19 protein-coding genes are annotated in these 15,362 nt (G+C 64.1%); 7 read left to right on the forward strand and 12 right to left on the reverse strand.

What is annotated here, in order from left to right:
• The first annotated feature begins 22 nt into the window (after positions 1-22).
• On the forward strand, positions 23-1,369 hold the full coding sequence (gene gudD, locus AC1RMD_RS15380; RefSeq protein ID WP_492927545.1) for a glucarate dehydratase: 1,347 nt from the start codon (positions 23-25) through the stop codon (positions 1,367-1,369).
• Between the two features lies 1 nt (position 1,370).
• On the opposite strand, the gene AC1RMD_RS15385 is transcribed toward gudD, so the two are convergent.
• Positions 1,371-2,267 carry a LysR substrate-binding domain-containing protein gene (locus AC1RMD_RS15385; protein ID WP_492927546.1) on the reverse strand — a complete coding sequence of 299 codons (897 nt, stop codon included), beginning with the start codon at positions 2,265-2,267 and terminating at the stop codon, positions 1,371-1,373.
• Positions 2,268-2,419: 152 nt separating this feature from the next.
• On the opposite strand from AC1RMD_RS15385, the gene AC1RMD_RS15390 reads away from it, so the two are divergent.
• Together AC1RMD_RS15390 and AC1RMD_RS15395 are read left to right on the forward strand one after the other, a co-directional pair.
• A complete protein-coding gene (locus AC1RMD_RS15390; protein WP_492927547.1) occupies positions 2,420-2,551 on the forward strand; it encodes a hypothetical protein in 132 nt (43 codons plus the stop codon).
• Between the two features lie 135 nt (positions 2,552-2,686).
• On the forward strand, positions 2,687-4,285 hold the full coding sequence (locus AC1RMD_RS15395) for a M64 family metallopeptidase (RefSeq protein ID WP_492927548.1): 1,599 nt from the start codon (positions 2,687-2,689) through the stop codon (positions 4,283-4,285).
• Between the two features lie 48 nt (positions 4,286-4,333).
• On the opposite strand, the gene AC1RMD_RS15400 is transcribed toward AC1RMD_RS15395, so the two are convergent.
• From AC1RMD_RS15400 to AC1RMD_RS15430, 7 genes are all read right to left on the reverse strand, one after another.
• On the reverse strand, positions 4,334-5,041 hold the full coding sequence (locus AC1RMD_RS15400) for a hypothetical protein (protein WP_492927549.1): 708 nt from the start codon (positions 5,039-5,041) through the stop codon (positions 4,334-4,336).
• Positions 5,038-5,310, reverse strand: a complete 273-nt coding sequence (locus AC1RMD_RS15405) for a hypothetical protein (protein ID WP_492927550.1) — start codon at positions 5,308-5,310, stop codon at positions 5,038-5,040. The genes AC1RMD_RS15400 and AC1RMD_RS15405 overlap by 4 nt, the downstream gene beginning before the upstream one ends.
• 64 nt (positions 5,311-5,374) lie before the next feature.
• On the reverse strand, positions 5,375-5,656 hold the full coding sequence (locus AC1RMD_RS15410; protein WP_492927551.1) for a YkgJ family cysteine cluster protein: 282 nt from the start codon (positions 5,654-5,656) through the stop codon (positions 5,375-5,377).
• 12 nt (positions 5,657-5,668) lie between these two features.
• The gene (locus AC1RMD_RS15415; protein ID WP_492927552.1) at positions 5,669-6,433 is read right to left on the reverse strand and encodes an alpha/beta fold hydrolase; all 765 of its coding nucleotides are present in this window, start codon (positions 6,431-6,433) and stop codon (positions 5,669-5,671) included.
• On the reverse strand, positions 6,430-7,446 hold the full coding sequence (locus AC1RMD_RS15420; protein WP_492927553.1) for a M14 family zinc carboxypeptidase: 1,017 nt from the start codon (positions 7,444-7,446) through the stop codon (positions 6,430-6,432). The genes AC1RMD_RS15415 and AC1RMD_RS15420 overlap by 4 nt, the downstream gene beginning before the upstream one ends.
• Before the next feature lie 55 nt (positions 7,447-7,501).
• A complete protein-coding gene (locus tag AC1RMD_RS15425; protein WP_492927554.1) occupies positions 7,502-7,870 on the reverse strand; it encodes a type 2 periplasmic-binding domain-containing protein in 369 nt (122 codons plus the stop codon).
• Positions 7,871-7,924: 54 nt separating this feature from the next.
• Entirely contained in the window at positions 7,925-8,395 is a 471-nt protein-coding gene (locus AC1RMD_RS15430) for a cache domain-containing protein (protein ID WP_492927555.1), read from the reverse strand.
• 234 nt (positions 8,396-8,629) lie between these two features.
• On the opposite strand from AC1RMD_RS15430, the gene AC1RMD_RS15435 reads away from it, so the two are divergent.
• The 4 genes from AC1RMD_RS15435 to AC1RMD_RS15450 all read left to right on the forward strand — a co-directional run bounded on the left by AC1RMD_RS15435 (position 8,630) and on the right by AC1RMD_RS15450 (position 11,840).
• Entirely contained in the window at positions 8,630-9,274 is a 645-nt protein-coding gene (locus AC1RMD_RS15435; RefSeq protein WP_492927556.1) for a TetR/AcrR family transcriptional regulator, read from the forward strand.
• 169 nt (positions 9,275-9,443) lie between these two features.
• Positions 9,444-10,097, forward strand: coding sequence for a protein-L-isoaspartate O-methyltransferase family protein (locus AC1RMD_RS15440; protein ID WP_492927557.1), 654 nt, complete (start codon positions 9,444-9,446; stop codon positions 10,095-10,097).
• Between the two features lie 15 nt (positions 10,098-10,112).
• A complete protein-coding gene (locus AC1RMD_RS15445; RefSeq protein WP_161007007.1) occupies positions 10,113-10,436 on the forward strand; it encodes a rhodanese-like domain-containing protein in 324 nt (107 codons plus the stop codon).
• An 87-nt stretch (positions 10,437-10,523) separates the two neighbouring features.
• Positions 10,524-11,840 (forward strand): TolC family outer membrane protein, encoded by a 1,317-nt coding sequence (locus AC1RMD_RS15450; RefSeq protein ID WP_492927558.1) that lies wholly within the window; start codon positions 10,524-10,526, stop codon positions 11,838-11,840.
• A 77-nt stretch (positions 11,841-11,917) separates the two neighbouring features.
• On the opposite strand, the gene AC1RMD_RS15455 is transcribed toward AC1RMD_RS15450, so the two are convergent.
• The 4 genes from AC1RMD_RS15455 to AC1RMD_RS15470 form a co-directional block, all read right to left on the reverse strand.
• Positions 11,918-12,976: a PEP-CTERM sorting domain-containing protein gene (locus AC1RMD_RS15455; RefSeq protein WP_492927559.1), complete on the reverse strand. Its 1,059-nt coding sequence runs from the start codon at positions 12,974-12,976 to the stop codon at positions 11,918-11,920.
• A 157-nt stretch (positions 12,977-13,133) separates the two neighbouring features.
• Positions 13,134-13,541 carry a lactoylglutathione lyase gene (gene gloA / locus AC1RMD_RS15460; protein ID WP_492927560.1) on the reverse strand — a complete coding sequence of 136 codons (408 nt, stop codon included), beginning with the start codon at positions 13,539-13,541 and terminating at the stop codon, positions 13,134-13,136.
• A gap of 58 nt (positions 13,542-13,599) precedes the next feature.
• Positions 13,600-14,031, reverse strand: coding sequence for an OsmC family protein (locus tag AC1RMD_RS15465; RefSeq protein ID WP_492927561.1), 432 nt, complete (start codon positions 14,029-14,031; stop codon positions 13,600-13,602).
• Positions 14,032-14,043: 12 nt separating this feature from the next.
• On the reverse strand, positions 14,044-15,351 hold the full coding sequence (locus AC1RMD_RS15470; protein ID WP_492927562.1) for a PQQ-dependent sugar dehydrogenase: 1,308 nt from the start codon (positions 15,349-15,351) through the stop codon (positions 14,044-14,046).
• Between the last annotated feature and the right edge of the window lie 11 nt (positions 15,352-15,362).

Raw genomic sequence — 15,362 nt, forward strand, 5'->3', positions numbered from 1 at the left:
CAGAACCACCGGACACCGATACATGAACAAGCCCCTTCAACGTAGCGCCACGCCCGTCGTCACCGCCATGCGCGTGATCCCGGTCGCGGGGCAGGACAGCATGCTGCTCAACCTGAGCGGCGCGCACGCGCCTTACTTCACCCGCAACCTGTTGATCCTGACCGACAGCGCCGGCAACCAGGGCGTGGGCGAAGTGCCGGGCGGCGAGGCGATACGCGCCACGCTGGAAGACGCGCGGGAGCTGATCGTCGGCCAGCCGGTGGGTCACTACAACGCGGTGCTGAACCAGGCCCGCGCCGCCTTCGCGCACCGCGACAGCGGCGGCCGTGGATTGCAGACCTTCGACCTGCGCATCGCGATCCACGCTGTTACCGCTATCGAGTGCGCGCTGCTGGATTTGCTGGGCCGGCACCTCGACGTGCCGCTGGCCGCGCTACTGGGCGACGGCCAGCAGCGCGCGCAGGTGCCGATGCTGGGCTATCTGTTCTTCATCGGCGACCGCACCCGCACCGATCTGCCCTACGCCAGCGATCCCGGCGCGGCCGACCGCTGGTCGCGCCTGCGCCATGAGCCGGCGATGGATGCGCAAGCCGTGGTCGCGCTGGCGGAAGCGGCGTATGAGCGCTATGGCTTCAAGGACTTCAAGCTGAAGGGCGGCGTGCTGCGCGGCGAGGAGGAAATCGAAGCCGTCACCGCGCTGGCCGAACGCTTCCCAGACGCCCGCGTCACGCTCGATCCGAACGGCGGCTGGCTGCTGAAGGACGCGATCCGCCTGTGCCGCGACCAGGGCCACGTGCTGGCCTACGCCGAAGACCCCTGCGGCGCCGAGAACGGCTACTCGGGCCGCGAGGTGATGGCGGAGTTCCGCCGTGCCACCGGCCTGCCGACCGCCACCAACATGATCGCCACCGACTGGCGCGAGCTGGGTCACGCGATCCAGCTGCAATCGGTGGACATCCCGCTGGCCGATCCGCACTTCTGGACCATGCAGGGTTCGGTGCGCGTGGCGCAGCTGTGCCATGAGTGGGGCCTGACCTGGGGCTCGCATTCGAACAATCACTTCGACGTCTCGCTGGCGATGTTCACGCACGTCGCCGCCGCCGCGCCGGGCAAGATCACCGCCATCGATACCCACTGGATCTGGCAGGATGGCCAGCGCCTGACCAGGGCGCCGCTGCAAATCAAGGGCGGCATGGTCGACGTGCCGGCCAGCGCGGGCCTGGGCGTGGAGCTGGACATGGCGGAAGTGGAAGCGGCGCACCAGCGCTACCTCAACATGGGCCTGGGCGCGCGCAACGATGCGGTGGCGATGCAGTTCCTAGTGCCCGGCTGGAGCTTCGACGCCAAGCGTCCGTGCCTGGTGCGATAGCTCAATCCAGCGAGCGTTGCATCTCGTCGATTTCGTCCTTCAGCCAGGCGCGCAGGCGCGCGATCTTGGTCATGCCTTCCTTGCTGCGGCTGACCACCAGCCGGTAGCCGCGCTGGTACGGGGCGCTGAAGCAGACGATCCGCTTCAAGGCGCCGCTGCAGAGGTCTTCGTAGGCGATCGCATACGAAACGAGACTGATGCCTTGTCCCGCCAGCGCCGCCTGCGCCAGCACGGCGAAGTTGCTGTAGCTGCGGGAGAAATCGTATCTTCCTTTCAGGGCGCTGTTCTTGCGCAGCAGCTGTATCCACTCTTCGCTGCTGTGTTCATGCAGCAGCGGGAAGCGCTGCAGGTCGGCCAGCGTCAGCGCCTCCTGGCCGGGCGCCAGCAGCGACGGGCTGTAGACCGCCACCAGCCGTTCGCGGAATAGCAGTTCGGGATCGCCGTCTTCGATCGGATGGAAGCGCAGCGCGGCGTCGGTGCTGCCGTCCTCCAGGTCGGCCAGGCGGTCGCTGGAATCGATGCGGATGTCCAGTTCCGGATATAGCTTGGTGAAGCGGTGGATGCGCGGCACCAGCCACTTGATCGCCAGCGAATGGGTGGTGGAAATGCGCAGGATCTTTTCCTCGTCGCCGTCCTGCAGCGCCACCACCTTGGTGCGCAGCTCGCCCAGTGCGCGGGCCACGGCCGCCGCCAGTTCCTGCCCCTTGTCGGTCAGCGTGATGTGGCGCGGGTGGCGCGTGAACAGCTCGAAACCTACCGCCGCTTCCAGCTGCTTGACCTGGAGGCTGATCGCCGCCGGCGTCTTGTGCAGCTCCTGGGCGGCCAGCTTGAAGCTGCCCCAGCGGGCGGCGCAGTCGAAGTCGATCAGGCCGGAAAGGGAGCGCAGCGGTTTGTTCATGTCGGGATTAGGCTAAGTTTTTCTTATGCATCGATAGAGGATTACTCGTTTGATCGCAGACGCTCCAGAGAGGAAAATATACCTCATACGCTGATAAAACTCCATGAGTAAGGAATTATCGATATCGGCGCCACATTCAACAGGAGGTTGCCATGTCCCAGACCCACACCGTCATCCCACTATGCGACTGCAAACCGGTCGCCCCATGCCCGGCGCCGGCCCCGACGCAAAAGTTCTCGGCGGAATTGATGCGTATGCTGGCGCAACTAGTGATGCTGCGCTGACCTGCCGGATCGCAGCGGCGGCGCAACAGCCATCGACGATGGCAGCAGGTTTATGCAAGTTGCGCCGCATTGCACATCTGTGCGGCCGGAGACGGCGTGACAATCGGTGCTCCACTAAAAAAATACGGAGACACCATGACCTACCTACGCATCACAGCGGCGCTGGCAGCGCTGCTGGCCGCCGGCGCCGCCAGCGCCGACAATATCTCGCTGCGCCTGAGTTATGCCGACGGCCGCAGCGGCCCGGTGTTCAGCGCCCGCCACGCGGAAATCGGCACCTTCGCCTTGACGCCGGACGTGCGCAGCCAGGCGCCGGGCGCGCAATGGCGGGTGGTCGCGCGCGATGCCCAGGGCGGCATCCTGCATGAAGTGACCGTGGCCGCCGGCCAGCAGCGCCACGTTGAGGTGTTCAATCCGAAAACCGGCGCCATCGACATTGCCGAAACCGTGCGCCAGGCGACCGGTTCGTTTGAAGTGTCGCTGCCGTTCGACAGCGCCACCGCCAGCGTCGAGGTGGTGCCGGTGCAGGCCGGCAGCGGCAAGGGCAAGAGCGCCGCCGCCGCCCCGTTGGCGCGTTTCGACCGCGCCACCCTGGCCAAGCTGGCCGGCAGCTCGCGCACCGCGCGTGCCGCCGCGCTGGCGCCGGCCGCCAGCGTGACCAGCATCCTCAACACCGGCCCGGCCGCCGCGCGCATGGACTATGTGTTCATCGGCGACGGCTACACCGCCGCCGACATGGGCAAGTGGCGCACGGATGCGCAGAAAGTCATCGACGGCTTCCTGGCCGATCCGCTGTTCGCGGCCAACCGCGCCAACATGAACGTGCGGCGCGTGGACGTGGCCAGCAACCAGTCCGGCGTGGATGAACCGGACAAAGGCATCTACCGCGACACCGCGATGGACGCCGCCTTCAACTGCTACAACATCGACCGGCTGCTGTGCGTGGATAACGACAAGGTGCACGATATCGTCGGCTCGGTGCTGGCGCCGGATCAACGCGACGTGATCATCGTGGTCGCCAACTCCACGCGCTACGGCGGTTCCGGCGGCGAGATCGCCACGCTGTCGATGGCGCCGCAGGCGATCGAGGTCGCGCTGCACGAGATCGGCCACACCGCGTTCTCGCTGGCGGACGAATACGACTACGGCACCTGCAGCCTGAATGGCGAGCCGGGTGAGCCCGATGTGACGATGAACGCCACCCGCAGCGTCAAGTGGCGCAGCCTGATCTCGGCCAGCACGCCGGTGCCGACCGCTGCCGGCGTCTATCCGAACGGCACCGTGGGGGTGTTCCAGGGCGCGCAGTACTGCACCAGCGGCAAATACCGTCCGACTGAAAACTCGCGCATGCGCACGCTGGGTTATCCGTGGCACGCGGTCAACGAGGGCGCGGCGCGCAAGGTGTTCACGCAGTACAGTGGCGGCGGCGCCGGTGTGACGCAGACCGGCACCATCCCGGCCGGCGGCAGCGTCAACGTGCCGAATGTGAACCCGGGCTGGATACAGGCGGCGGCCGGAAAAATCAGCTTGCAGTTGACCGGCAAGGTGGGCACCAGCTACCAGCTCTATCTGTATCAGTACGGCGCGAACGGATGGGCGCAAGTGGCAACCAGCGGGGGGGCGACGGCGAGTCCGTCGATCTCCTACAACGCCGCTGCCGGCTACTATTATGCGATGGCCACCAGCTCCACCGGCGGCGCATACTCGCTGACTTACAGCTATACCAAGCCTTAAGCTGAGGCGCTCCAGGTCGGCTAGCCAAGACTACGCCGACCTGGAGAACTATTGTTGGAGCTTGACGCGAATACGTGGTTTTTTGTTCGCGGCCACCGCTGCATTCAATCTAGTCTTGGCCGCAGCATATTGATGCTCAGTTAGTAACTCCGCTCCAGAAGGGAGAAACCAGCCGACGACACAATTATTGTCACGAAGAGAAATCTGAATATGTGTACTGATGTGAAATCCGGATGTGGGAGCGACCTTATCCCCTTGGTGGAAGGCTGCCCGTACCGCCTGGAATGATGGACGTGGCGGTTCTTGCGATGCCCGCGCCTGATGAAGCCAGGTGAATACTGCATTATCTAAGGCACGGTAAATGACATCAGTATCGGTATCGTTGGCCGGTCTATTTTCTGGAACTGGCGTTCCACTCCCCTTCAGGCCAGCAGCAAAGGTTTGATATGCCGAACTGAACTCCTTGATGCCTGCTTGCGTGGTCATATCAAGCCAATCTTGTACTTGTAGAACGGCGCCTACAACTGCTGGAGTCGCGATAGGTTTCGCGGTGTATCGTTTTTCCGGACTAAGATGGGATGCTTGAGCAAACAACAGCGCACGCTCGAAATCGCCCTCAAAAAAATAGGCGCCAGGTCCTAACCAGTCATATTGGTTATTACTGTGGTTAAGATGTTGCTGACGGCCACTAACCAAGTCGTCACGCGTGGTGATGTCGCAGCCGTGATAGGCGACAAGAGCCGTACTTGAGTTCACTTGAACCTGCGAGTCAGATTGCCAGCGCGGGTAATAATACCTGCGCGCAGCGCAACCTTTGCGGCTTCTTCGGCGGACATCGCGTAGGGGTTCGTTGTGGGTGGGGATATAAGCCCAACCTTGACTCCATAGCGTTTGGCGATTGCTTCCACCACTGCCGAGAATTGCCTTTGTTCCGTTGCGGAGACGCCTGTATCCCCCGGCTTTTCGTCCGTCCTGTTTGCCGGCGTAGAGCCTGCTGACTTGGTTTTGGTCTTCGGCGTATCCATGACACGATTCTGCCACAGTGCCCACAGGCGCGCAATTTGCGCCTGCAAATGCTTGCTTACTTTCTCAGTTTAGGGGGGCGGTGGCGCGCTCCAGGTCGGCCAGCCACAGCATGGCCGATTCGCGGTTGGCGCCGCACATCTCGGCCGACGGTTGCAGGCCGCCGCAGAAGGCCGGCCGTTCGGGACGGCCGAAGATCTTGCAGCGGTTGTCGTCGGCCAGCTGGACGCAGCGCACGCCGGCCGGCTTGCCGTCGGGCATGCCGGGGATGGGGCTGGTGATCGAGGGCGCCGTGCAGCAGGCGCCGCAGTTGGGACGACAGTCCAGGGTGGGCGGGGAAATATGCATAGGGGCGGTATTTTACGCCCCTTTTTCTTCGGCCAGCCATTTTGCGATCTGCGCCGCCACCCACGGGCCGTCGTCCAGCGGCAGGTCGTGGCCGGCGCTGGGGTGCACCCGCAACGGCGCACCCCATGCCTGCGCCAGCCGCAGCGAGCAGCGGTGGTCGACCAACTGGTCGCCGGCGCCGGCCAGGATCAGCAGCGGCACGGCCGGCCGCGTGGCCGGCGCGCGGAAGCGGGCGGCGGACCACAGCTGGCGCAGCGCGTTGGCGCGCGTGACGGGAAATTCGCGCTGGTAGCCCAGCCAGCGTTGCAGCAGTTGTTCGCGTTCATCGACCGCGCCGGTGCGGCTGGTCAGGCGCAGGATCAGGCGCTCTTGCCGCTCCACGCCGCCGCGCAGCATCAGCCCGACGATGGCCGGATAGTTCTGCCAGCGCAGCCGCTGGTGGAAGCGGCTGTATGGCCGCATGCTGGTGTTGATCAACACGCAGCGTTCCACTTCGCCCGGATAGCGGCTGGACCACTCCACCGCCGCCATGCCGCCCAGCGACAGCGCCAGCAGCGAGTAGGGCGGTTGGACGCCGCGCGCCTGCAGGTCGCGGCGGCAGTAGTCCACCATCTGCGCCACCTGCGTGACGCTGCGCATGGCGTGGCGCTCGCCGTTGCCGGGCAGGTCGGGCGTGACGATGGCGGCCTCCGGCAGCGCGGCGGCCAGCTGGCCGGGGAAGCGTCCCCAGTGGCGCTGTTCGCGCATCAGGCCGCGCAGCAGCACCCAGCTGCTCATGCGTCGTACCACTGCGCCAGCGCGCGCCGGTGCTGGACCTTGCGCGCCATCCCTTCCGGCATCCAGCGCCCGTGGCTGTTGGCCGCGCGCATCAGGAAGTCGAACCAGATCAGGTGGCGCCGCAGCACCCGCTGCAGGCGGTGCTTGGCGGTCGGGTTGAAGATGGCGATGCGGTCGAAGATCTGGCGCGGATTTTTCTTCACCCACAGCCACGAGCCCATCTCCAGCGTCAGCGGCAGGAACACGCGATCGTTGTAGCTGGTGCCGTTCAGGTACAGGTAGTCCCACAGGTCGCCGTGGGTGCGGTACTGGCGGCTCTGCGGTTCGAACACGTAGTTGTGGTTCGGGTAGCTCTGGCTGAACAGCTGCTCCAGCGCGCCGATGTCGGCCAGGTGCGGGATCGGCGCCGTGGTGTGCGCGTGCGGGAACCAGATGCGGTCGCGCAGGCCGAAGCCGGAGTGGCAATCGAGCGCCATGCTGAACTGGCGCGACAGCAGCTCGCGTTCGACCAGGTCGCACACGGCCTGGCTTTCCGCCTCCATCGGCGCGCCGGCCTTGCCGCGATACCACGGCAGGTGATGGCTGTAGCGCTGGCCGCCCAGCATGAACGGCACTTTGTCGACCGCGCTCAGTGGCGCGTTGCGCATCAGGTCCACGCCTTGCGGATTGCAGCGCGTGGCCTGCCACATGCCGCCCGGATTCACCAGCGGCATGAACACCAGCCGCAACGATTCGAGTTGCTGGTGCAGGGTGCTGTCCCAGCGCAGCCGCGCCAGCAGGCTTTCCATGAACGACAGGATGATCTGGGTGCCGATGCGTTCCAGCCCGTGGATGCCGCCGAAGAAGCCCAGCGCAGGCACGTCCGGGCTGGGATTGCCCAGTGCGATGCTGTAGACCGGGAACTGGCGGCCGTCGATCGCCACGGTGCAGGAAGTGCCGACCTCCAGATGCCGCCCGCCTTCGTCGATCAGGCGCTTCAGGGTGATCAGTTCAGGCAGGTTCTTCTCGGGCATGGACGCGGACGCAGAAAGATGTGTCCGACAGTGTAGCCCAATTTGCGGGCGCCGCTTACTGTGCGTCGCCGCTACCATACAGCTCGCGGCACACCAGCGCGATCTGCTCGCGCAGCCGGCGCTGGGCCGGATGGGCGTCGTTGCGGCGGCGCCAGCGCAGCACGAAGGGCGCCGGCGCCAGCTCCAGGCCCGGCAGGTGCTGGCAGCTTAAAAAACGCGTCGACGTCATTTTCTTTTTCGCCAGAGGATGGTCCTTGCGCGCCATGCAGACAAAGCGTTCCTCGAACAGCGGCAGGGTGGGGTGGCGTGCCGCCGCCGGGTACGCCGATCGCAGCATCGGCCTCGCCAACAAGGCCGGCAGCATGACGACGGCCGGATGGTCGGATAGCGCCAGCGTGAAGCGCACCAGCTCGGCGTCGGTCAACGGCGACAGGTTCTCGGACCATGCACTTGTGCGCGACCGTCGGAATTTTCCAGGCTATTGTTTGTAAATTCCGGCGCCCACCATATAGTCGTCCACCTTTTCAACGTAGCTCGATTTAGCTTCGATTGTTTTGGTGACCGGGTTTGGCCATTTGTAGTCGAACCATCCTTGGTTTTTCGCTTTGACGACCTGGATAAGGCCTTTGATAATGTAAGTGCCTTCTGCGTCGCGCATGTCGAGCAGGTTTTTGCCGACCATCTTCGAGGCGTTGCCGTTACCGATGGCTAAATTGACGCCATTCAAATCGTAGACAAAGATATACAGGTTACGGTCAACGAACTGGCCTTTTGGATTGTTGAATTCGGCAAACGCCTGTTCTTTCCCGTTCGCCTTCACATAGGCAACGGCTTTCTTGACCAGCGCGACACAGTCATCCGCGTTGGCTCGCTCACTCGCGGCAGATGCGCTGGTGGCTGGCAGCGCAGCGAACAAAAGCAGAGAACTTATAGAAATAAACTTTTTCATTTTGATTTCCATTCCGGGTTTTTTGCTATTACCCATACTATGAATTTCGATTCGAAAAACCCTTGATCTGAATCAAAACCAGCTTCATCTTTTTAAGTTATTTCATTCGCCACTGCGGCCCATTCAAGCTTTTATTCAAGGCGCTGATCGGAGGTAGCAGCGACCGCTTGCTTGACGCTGAACCTGCTTACGCTTATATTAATGACTTATAAGTAAGTTAAATCGGGTACACCCATGCAAGCCCCTCAAGATACCAAACCACGCTGGGAGCGGCGCAAGGATGCGCGGCCGCAGGAATTGCTGGCGGCGGCGCTGGACCAGTTCGTCGAGCGCGGTTATGCCGGCACCCGCCTGGAAGACGTGGCCAAGCGCGCCGGCGTGTCCAAGGGCACGCTGTACCTGTATTTCGCCAACAAGGAAGAACTGTTCAAGGCCGTGGTGCGCGAAAACATCGTGCACGCCATCGGCGAGGCCGAGCAGGAAGCGGCCGGGTTCGACGGCCCCAGCGCCGAACTGCTGCGCCTGATCCTGATGAAGTGGTGGAACCAGATCTGCGCCACCCAGCTGGCCGGCATCACCAAGCTGATGCTTACCGAAGGCAACAACTTCCCGGAACTGGCGCAGTTCTACAACGAGGACGTGGTCGCGCGCGGCAACGCCCTGATCGCCAGCGTGCTGGTGCGCGGCATCGCGCGCGGCGAGTTCCGCCCGGTCGATCCGGCCGTGATGACGCCGGTGCTGGTGGCGCCGGTGCTGATGCTGATGATGTGGACCCACTCCTTCATGCCCACCTGCGAGATGGCGGCTATCGATCCGCAAGCCTTCATGGAGACGCTGATCGACGTCACCCTGCGCGGCCTGGAGGCGCCGCGGGCGTGACCCGCGCCGCCCGCTCTTTGCGGCAAACTTGCCATTTTGGTAGGTTCAACCCCCTTAAACTGCAGACTGTCGCAATTTCCCGCGAACCCGCCGTCATATCGTTAATATGTGCCTCGATGCCAGTTCAACGATAAAATGACGGATTATTTAATCCGACCAGAGTCATAAGATGAATATCGAACAAGCCCGCTTCAACATGATCGAACAGCAAATCCGCCCTTGGGACGTCCTGGACACGAGTGTGCTGGATCTGCTGATGGTGGTGAAACGCGAGAATTTCGTGCCGGCCGCGCACAAGGCGCTGGCGTTTGCGGATACCGAAATCCCGCTGCCGGGCGGCGTTTCCATGCTGAACCCGAAGGTGGAAGCCCGTCTGCTGCAAGACGTCAACGTCAAGAAGCATGAGAGCGTGCTGGAAATCGGCGCCGGCTCCGGCTACCTGGCGGCGCTGCTGGCGCACAAGGGCCGTCACGTGACGGCGGTGGAAGTGTCGCCGGAGCTGAAAGCGCTGGCGGAAAAGAATTTGGCCGACAACGGCGTCACCAATGTGACGGTGGAACTGGGCAACGGCGCCCAGGGCTGGAGCAACGGCGCGCCGTTCGACGTGATCGTGGTGACCGGTTCGCTGCCGGAATTGCCGCCGGCGTTGTTGCAACAATTGAAAGTGGGCGGCCGTCTGGCGGCCATCATCGGCCAGTCGCCGGCGATGAAGGCGCAGCTGATCACCCGTACCGGCGAAGCCGGCTACGATACCCGCACGCTGTTTGAGACCGACGTCAAAGCGCTGGCCTCGGCCACGCAGCCGTCGCAGTTCAAGTTTTAAGCCGGGCGGACCAGCATGCAGCAGATTACCGCTCTGGAACTGGCCGATTGGCTGGCGGACGATGCACGGCCCAGCCCGATGTTGCTGGACGTGCGCGAAAACTGGGAATTCGAAACCTGCCGTATCGACGGCTCGGTGCAGATCCCGATGAATACCATACCGGCGCGCATCGACGACCTGGATGAGGATGCGGCGATCGTCTGCATCTGCCATCACGGCGCGCGCAGCATGCAGGTGGCCGCCTTCCTGGAGCGTAACGGCTTCGGCAAGATGGTCAACCTGACCGGCGGCATCCACGCCTGGGCGCTGCAAGTCGACAGCACGATGGCCAAGTATTAAGTGTCGCGGCGCTAGACATGAGCGCGGCGCCAGGATGGTGTGTTTTTGATATGATCAACTTTTTTGATGACTCCAACGGAGAATGCAATGCAGAGACCCCTTATCGCCGTGCTGATCACCAGCGCCTTCTTGACGCTCAACGCACAGGCGGCCGACCTGATCCAGGTATATCAGCAAGCGCTGGCCAATGACGCCTCGTACGCCAGCGCCCGCTCGTCGCTGGCCGCAGGGCAGGAACGGATCACCCAGGGGCGCTCCGGCCTGCTGCCGACGATTTCGGCCAACGGCAGCAATACGCGCAATTCCGGCGACCTGGCCACGTCCGTGGGCGGCAGCTACCTGCCGAAGCAAGACGTCGACAACCACAGCAATTCCTACGCCGTGCAACTGACCCAGCCGTTGTTCAACTGGGGCAACTGGCAGACTTACCAGCAAAGCAAGCTGGCGCAGGCCACCGCCGAAGCCACCTTCGCCCAGGCCCAGCAAGACCTGATCACCCGCGTGGCGCAAGCCTATTTCGACGTGCTGACAGCGCAGGACAACCTGACCTCGACCCAGGCGCAGAAAGTGGCGACCACCGAACAACTGGCCTCCGCCAAGCGCAACTTCGAAGTCGGCACCCAGACCATCACCGACACCCACGAGGCGCAGGCCGCGTATGACCTGGTGGTGGCGCAGGAGTTTGCCGCGATCAACGATCTGGACAACAAGCGCACCGCGCTGCAAGTGATCATCGGCCAGGCGCCGGGCGCGCTGGCGCCGCTGCGCACCGGCGTGGCGATCAACGCGCCGTCGCCGGCCGCGGTGGAACCGTGGGTCAGCTCGGCCGAGAGCCAGAACTACGCCGTCGTGGCCGCCAAGCTGAACGTGGAGATCGCCAAGCGTGAAATCGAGCGCAACCGCGCGGGCCACATGCCGACCGCCAACCTGATCGCTAGCACCACGCACCAGACCACCACCGGCCAGCAGCGCCTCAACAACAACGCCATCGGCGTCAGCTGGAACGTGCCGATCTTCAGCGGCTTCGCCATCACCAGCAAGGTGCGCGAAACCATCGCGCTGGAAGACAAGGCCCGCAACGACCTGGAAGCGACCAAGCGCGCCGCCTCGCAGAACGCCCGTTCGGCCTACCTGGGCATGAACAGCGGCCTGGCGCAGGTCCGGGCGCTGGAAGCGGCCGAAGTGTCGAGCAAGTCGTCGCTGGATTCGAACAAGCTGGGTTACCAGGTCGGCGTGCGCATCAACATCGACGTGCTGAACGCCCAGAAGCTGCTGTACTCGACCCAGAAAGACCTGGCCAAGGCCCGTTACGACACCATCATGAACGGCCTGCGCCTGAAGTCGGCCGCCGGTTCGCTGAAGGAAGACGACCTGGCGCCGATCAACGCCTTGCTGGCGCACTGAAGTCGCGCCCGTTGTCGTGCCGAGACGGCTTGACCGTCTCGGCACGGGGCGCTGGCGCCGGCGATGCCCTGCGATTGTCAGTGGGACCCGCCAGCCCGGCGGCGCCACCAGCCCAGCGCGGCCAGTCCACCCAGCAGCATCGCATAGGTAGCGGGTTCCGGCACTGCCTGCACCGCGTTGTAGCCAGCGATCTGCTCGCCCACATAGTCACCCACGAACTGATTTAGCGTGTTGCCATGCGGGGTTTCTGCGGTTTTCGGATCGACCAGCCCCTCGTCGTCGAAGCTGCCCTTGTACTTGTAGAACTCGAAGCGGATCGCCACCGATGGATCGCCCTTCATGTCGATCGATTTGCTCACTTCGTCGACAAAGCCGGGTTGCAGCACCTGCCACTCGATCTCCGTTTCCGTCTTGTCATTCAGCGCCGCCACGCCGGCGTTCTCGAACGGATGATGGCCGCCCATCAGTTCATTTAAATCCACGTTGTCCGGCAAAGTGGTCTGGACGATTTTGACCCAGAACGCATTATTCTGCGGCACCAGCGGGTCGACGCGCTGGGCCTGGATCACCGCCACCACGGGTGCTGCCGGCGCCGGCGGCGGCGTGAAGCTGACCGACGGAATGGCGGTGGCGGCATTGACCAGCTGACCGGGCGTGCCCGATTCGACCAGCCAGCTGTAGGTGGTGCGTGCCGGCGTGCCGGTGGTGCTGACGCCGAAGTGATCGCATGGTACGTTGGGGTAGCCGACATTGCCGAATGTCCAACAGCTCTCGCCGGGCGTGCTGAAGGTGCCAGAAGCCGTGCCCGCGCTCCAGGCGCCGCCACTGAAGCTGGCCAGGTAGGTGACTTTGCTGCCGATGACCTGGGCGCCGGCGCCCAACAGGTCGCTCACCACCGGCATGCCGTAGCGTTCGACGTCGCCCGGCGATGGCGTGCCGAAGTTGCGGTTCAAGCCGAATACATCGACGATCTGGCTCCTGCTGACGCCTTCAAGCTCAATCTCAAAGCCGTGCGCGGTCAGGCCGGTATCGTTGACCACATCGAAATTTGCCAGCGAACCATAGGTCGCCGCGACCGACAGCGGCGGCAGCGTCGCAAGCACAGCGCTTGCGAGGGCCAAGACGAGTTTGGACATATTTCCTCCCATTAGCTACAAGTATTGAGCCGTCCGCGCCGCGGACGGGACCCGCGGCAAATAGCCACAGCATCAGCTTGATACTAGGAGGTACCGTCTTGCAATTCACTGTCCAAAGTCAAGCGCACTAAAGTTTGTGGCGCCTGCATTTTTCTGCTTACAGTCCGGCGCCCTGGCCGTCGAAACTGCGCTCGATCAATTCGATCTTGTAGCCGTCCGGGTCGGTGACGAAGGCGATCACCGTCGAGCCGCCCTTGACCGGGCCCGGCTCGCGCGTGACGGCGCCGCCGTTGGCCTTGACGGCGCCGCAGGCGCTGACGATGTCGTCGGCCGAGATCGCGATGTGTCCGTAGGCGGTGCCGAGCTCGTAGCTGGTCTGGCCGTAGTTGTAGGTCAGCTCCAGCTCGGCGTGTTCCGGGTTGGCGCCGTAGCCGAGGAAGGCCAGCGTGTACTGGTACTCGGGATTGTCGCTGGTGCGTAGCAGCTTCATGCCGAGTACCTTGGTGTAGAAATCGATCGAGCGCTGGAGGTCGCCGACGCGCAGCATGGTGTGCAGAATACGCATAGAGGTCTTTCGTGGGAACGGATAAACCAGAATTCTATGCGTTTTGCCGCAACCCTGCTCAGCTCTCCAGCCGCGCGTCCAGCGTGATGTGGGTGTTGAGCAGTTTGGAGACGGGACAGTTGTCCTTGGCCTTGAGCGCCGCCGCCTCGAATTTCTGCTGGTCGGCGCCGGCGATCCTGGCCACCAGGTTCAGGTGGACTTCGGTGATGGCGAAGTTGCCGTCCACCTTGTCCAGCGTGACGGTGGCGGTGGTGCTCAGGTTTTGCGCCGTCAGGCCGGCCTCGGCCAGGATGCCGGACAAGGCCATCGTGAAGCAGCCCGCGTGCGCGGCGCCGATCAGTTCCTCCGGATTGGTGCCGGGGCCGTCTTCAAAGCGCGCGTGGAAGCCGTACTCGATGTTGTCCATGACGCCGCTTTGCGTGGAAATCTTGCCGCCGCCGTCTTTCAGGCCACCGCTCCATACTGCCGAACCCGTGTGTTTGCTGCTCATGATGTTGACTCCTTATTTGCCTGCGGTTGTGGTAGCGGAAGGCGCAACGCGCCAGATGATGTTGCCGACGTCGTCCGCCACCAGCAGCGCGCCTTGTTGATCGACCGCCACGCCGACCGGGCGACCATGCGCCTTGCCGGTGTTGTCGAGGAAGCCGAACAGGAAATCTTGCGGCGGGCCGGACGGCTTGCCGCCGGCGAAAGGCACGAACACCACCTTGTAGCCGCGGTGGGGCTTGCGGTTCCACGAGCCGTGCTGGCCGATGAACACGCCGCCCTGGTAAGACCGGGGGAACAGGCCGGCGTCGTAGAACGCCAGCCCCAGCGAGGCGGTGTGGCCGCCCAGCGCGTAGTCGGGCGCGATCGCCCTGGCCACCAGCTCCGGCTTCTGCGGCGCGACCCGGCGGTCGAGGTGCCGGCCGTAGTAGCTGTAGGGCCAGCCGTAGAAGCCGCCTTCCTGCACCGAGGTCATGTAGTCCGGCACCAGGTCGTTGCCCAGCTCGTCGCGTTCGTTGACCGTGGTCCACAGCGTCTTGGTGTGCGGCTCCCAGCCCATGCCGTTGGCGTTGCGCAGGCCGGTCGCGTACAGGCGCGCCTTGCTGGTGGCCAGCTCCAGCTGCCAGATGGCGGCGCGGCCGGTTTCCGCGTCGGCGCCGTTCTCGCCGACGTTGCTGTTGGAGCCGACCGTGACATACAGGTACTTGCCGTCCGGGCTGGCGATGACGTTCTTGGTCCAGTGATGGTTGATGGTGCCGGCCGGCAAGTCCATCACCTTGACGCCGGGCGTGCGGATCGAGGTGGCGCCTGGCTGGTAGGGGAAGCGCAGGATGGCGTCGGTGTCGGCCACGTACAGGCTGTCGCCGATCAGCGCCATGCCGAACGGCGAGTTCAGTCCCTCGATGAACACGCTTCGGGTCGGCGCCGCGCCGCTGGCGTCCAGCCCGCGCAGCAGGGTGATGCGGTTGGCCGAGGCGCCGGCCGCGCCGGCCTTCTTCATTTCATGTTTCATGATCGCGCCCTTGATGCCCTTGCCGTCGTCCGGCTTGGGCGGGGCGTTGGTCTCGGCCACCAGCACGTCGCCGTTGGGCAGCGTGTAGACCCAGCGCGGGTGGTCCAGCCCGCGCGCGTAGGCGGTGACGCTGAAGCCGGGCGCGCTGCGCGGCCGGTCCTGGCCTTGCCAGGCGTCGACCGGCGCCACGTTGATGGTGGGGATCAACGTGCGCTGCGGTTCCGGCAGCAGCGGATTGGGGCCGTAGCCGGTCGGGTAGTTTTGCGCCAGCGCGAGCGGCGATACCAGCAGGATGGCGAGGGGGGCTTGCATGGGCGACCTCC

This window comes from Duganella sp. GW822-FHT06D06, assembly GCF_058799615.1.

Bases quoted from the DNA above. Each gene is read 5' to 3' on its own strand.
- gudD (WP_492927545.1), top strand. From the start codon at position 23: ATGAACAAGCCCCTTCAACGTAGCGCCACGCCCGTCGTCACCGCCATG.
- AC1RMD_RS15435 (WP_492927556.1), top strand. From the start codon at position 8,630: ATGCAAGCCCCTCAAGATACCAAACCACGCTGGGAGCGGCGCAAGGAT.
- AC1RMD_RS15430 (WP_492927555.1), bottom strand. From the start codon at position 8,395: ATGAAAAAGTTTATTTCTATAAGTTCTCTGCTTTTGTTCGCTGCGCTG.
- AC1RMD_RS15405 (WP_492927550.1), bottom strand. From the start codon at position 5,310: ATGGATACGCCGAAGACCAAAACCAAGTCAGCAGGCTCTACGCCGGCA.
- AC1RMD_RS15385 (WP_492927546.1), bottom strand. From the start codon at position 2,267: ATGAACAAACCGCTGCGCTCCCTTTCCGGCCTGATCGACTTCGACTGC.
- AC1RMD_RS15420 (WP_492927553.1), bottom strand. From the start codon at position 7,446: ATGCCCGAGAAGAACCTGCCTGAACTGATCACCCTGAAGCGCCTGATC.
- AC1RMD_RS15445 (WP_161007007.1), top strand. From the start codon at position 10,113: ATGCAGCAGATTACCGCTCTGGAACTGGCCGATTGGCTGGCGGACGAT.
- AC1RMD_RS15470 (WP_492927562.1), bottom strand. From the start codon at position 15,351: ATGCAAGCCCCCCTCGCCATCCTGCTGGTATCGCCGCTCGCGCTGGCG.
- AC1RMD_RS15450 (WP_492927558.1), top strand. From the start codon at position 10,524: ATGCAGAGACCCCTTATCGCCGTGCTGATCACCAGCGCCTTCTTGACG.
- AC1RMD_RS15440 (WP_492927557.1), top strand. From the start codon at position 9,444: ATGAATATCGAACAAGCCCGCTTCAACATGATCGAACAGCAAATCCGC.
- AC1RMD_RS15415 (WP_492927552.1), bottom strand. From the start codon at position 6,433: ATGAGCAGCTGGGTGCTGCTGCGCGGCCTGATGCGCGAACAGCGCCAC.
- AC1RMD_RS15390 (WP_492927547.1), top strand. From the start codon at position 2,420: ATGTCCCAGACCCACACCGTCATCCCACTATGCGACTGCAAACCGGTC.
- AC1RMD_RS15465 (WP_492927561.1), bottom strand. From the start codon at position 14,031: ATGAGCAGCAAACACACGGGTTCGGCAGTATGGAGCGGTGGCCTGAAA.
- AC1RMD_RS15455 (WP_492927559.1), bottom strand. From the start codon at position 12,976: ATGTCCAAACTCGTCTTGGCCCTCGCAAGCGCTGTGCTTGCGACGCTG.
- AC1RMD_RS15410 (WP_492927551.1), bottom strand. From the start codon at position 5,656: ATGCATATTTCCCCGCCCACCCTGGACTGTCGTCCCAACTGCGGCGCC.
- gloA (WP_492927560.1), bottom strand. From the start codon at position 13,541: ATGCGTATTCTGCACACCATGCTGCGCGTCGGCGACCTCCAGCGCTCG.
- AC1RMD_RS15395 (WP_492927548.1), top strand. From the start codon at position 2,687: ATGACCTACCTACGCATCACAGCGGCGCTGGCAGCGCTGCTGGCCGCC.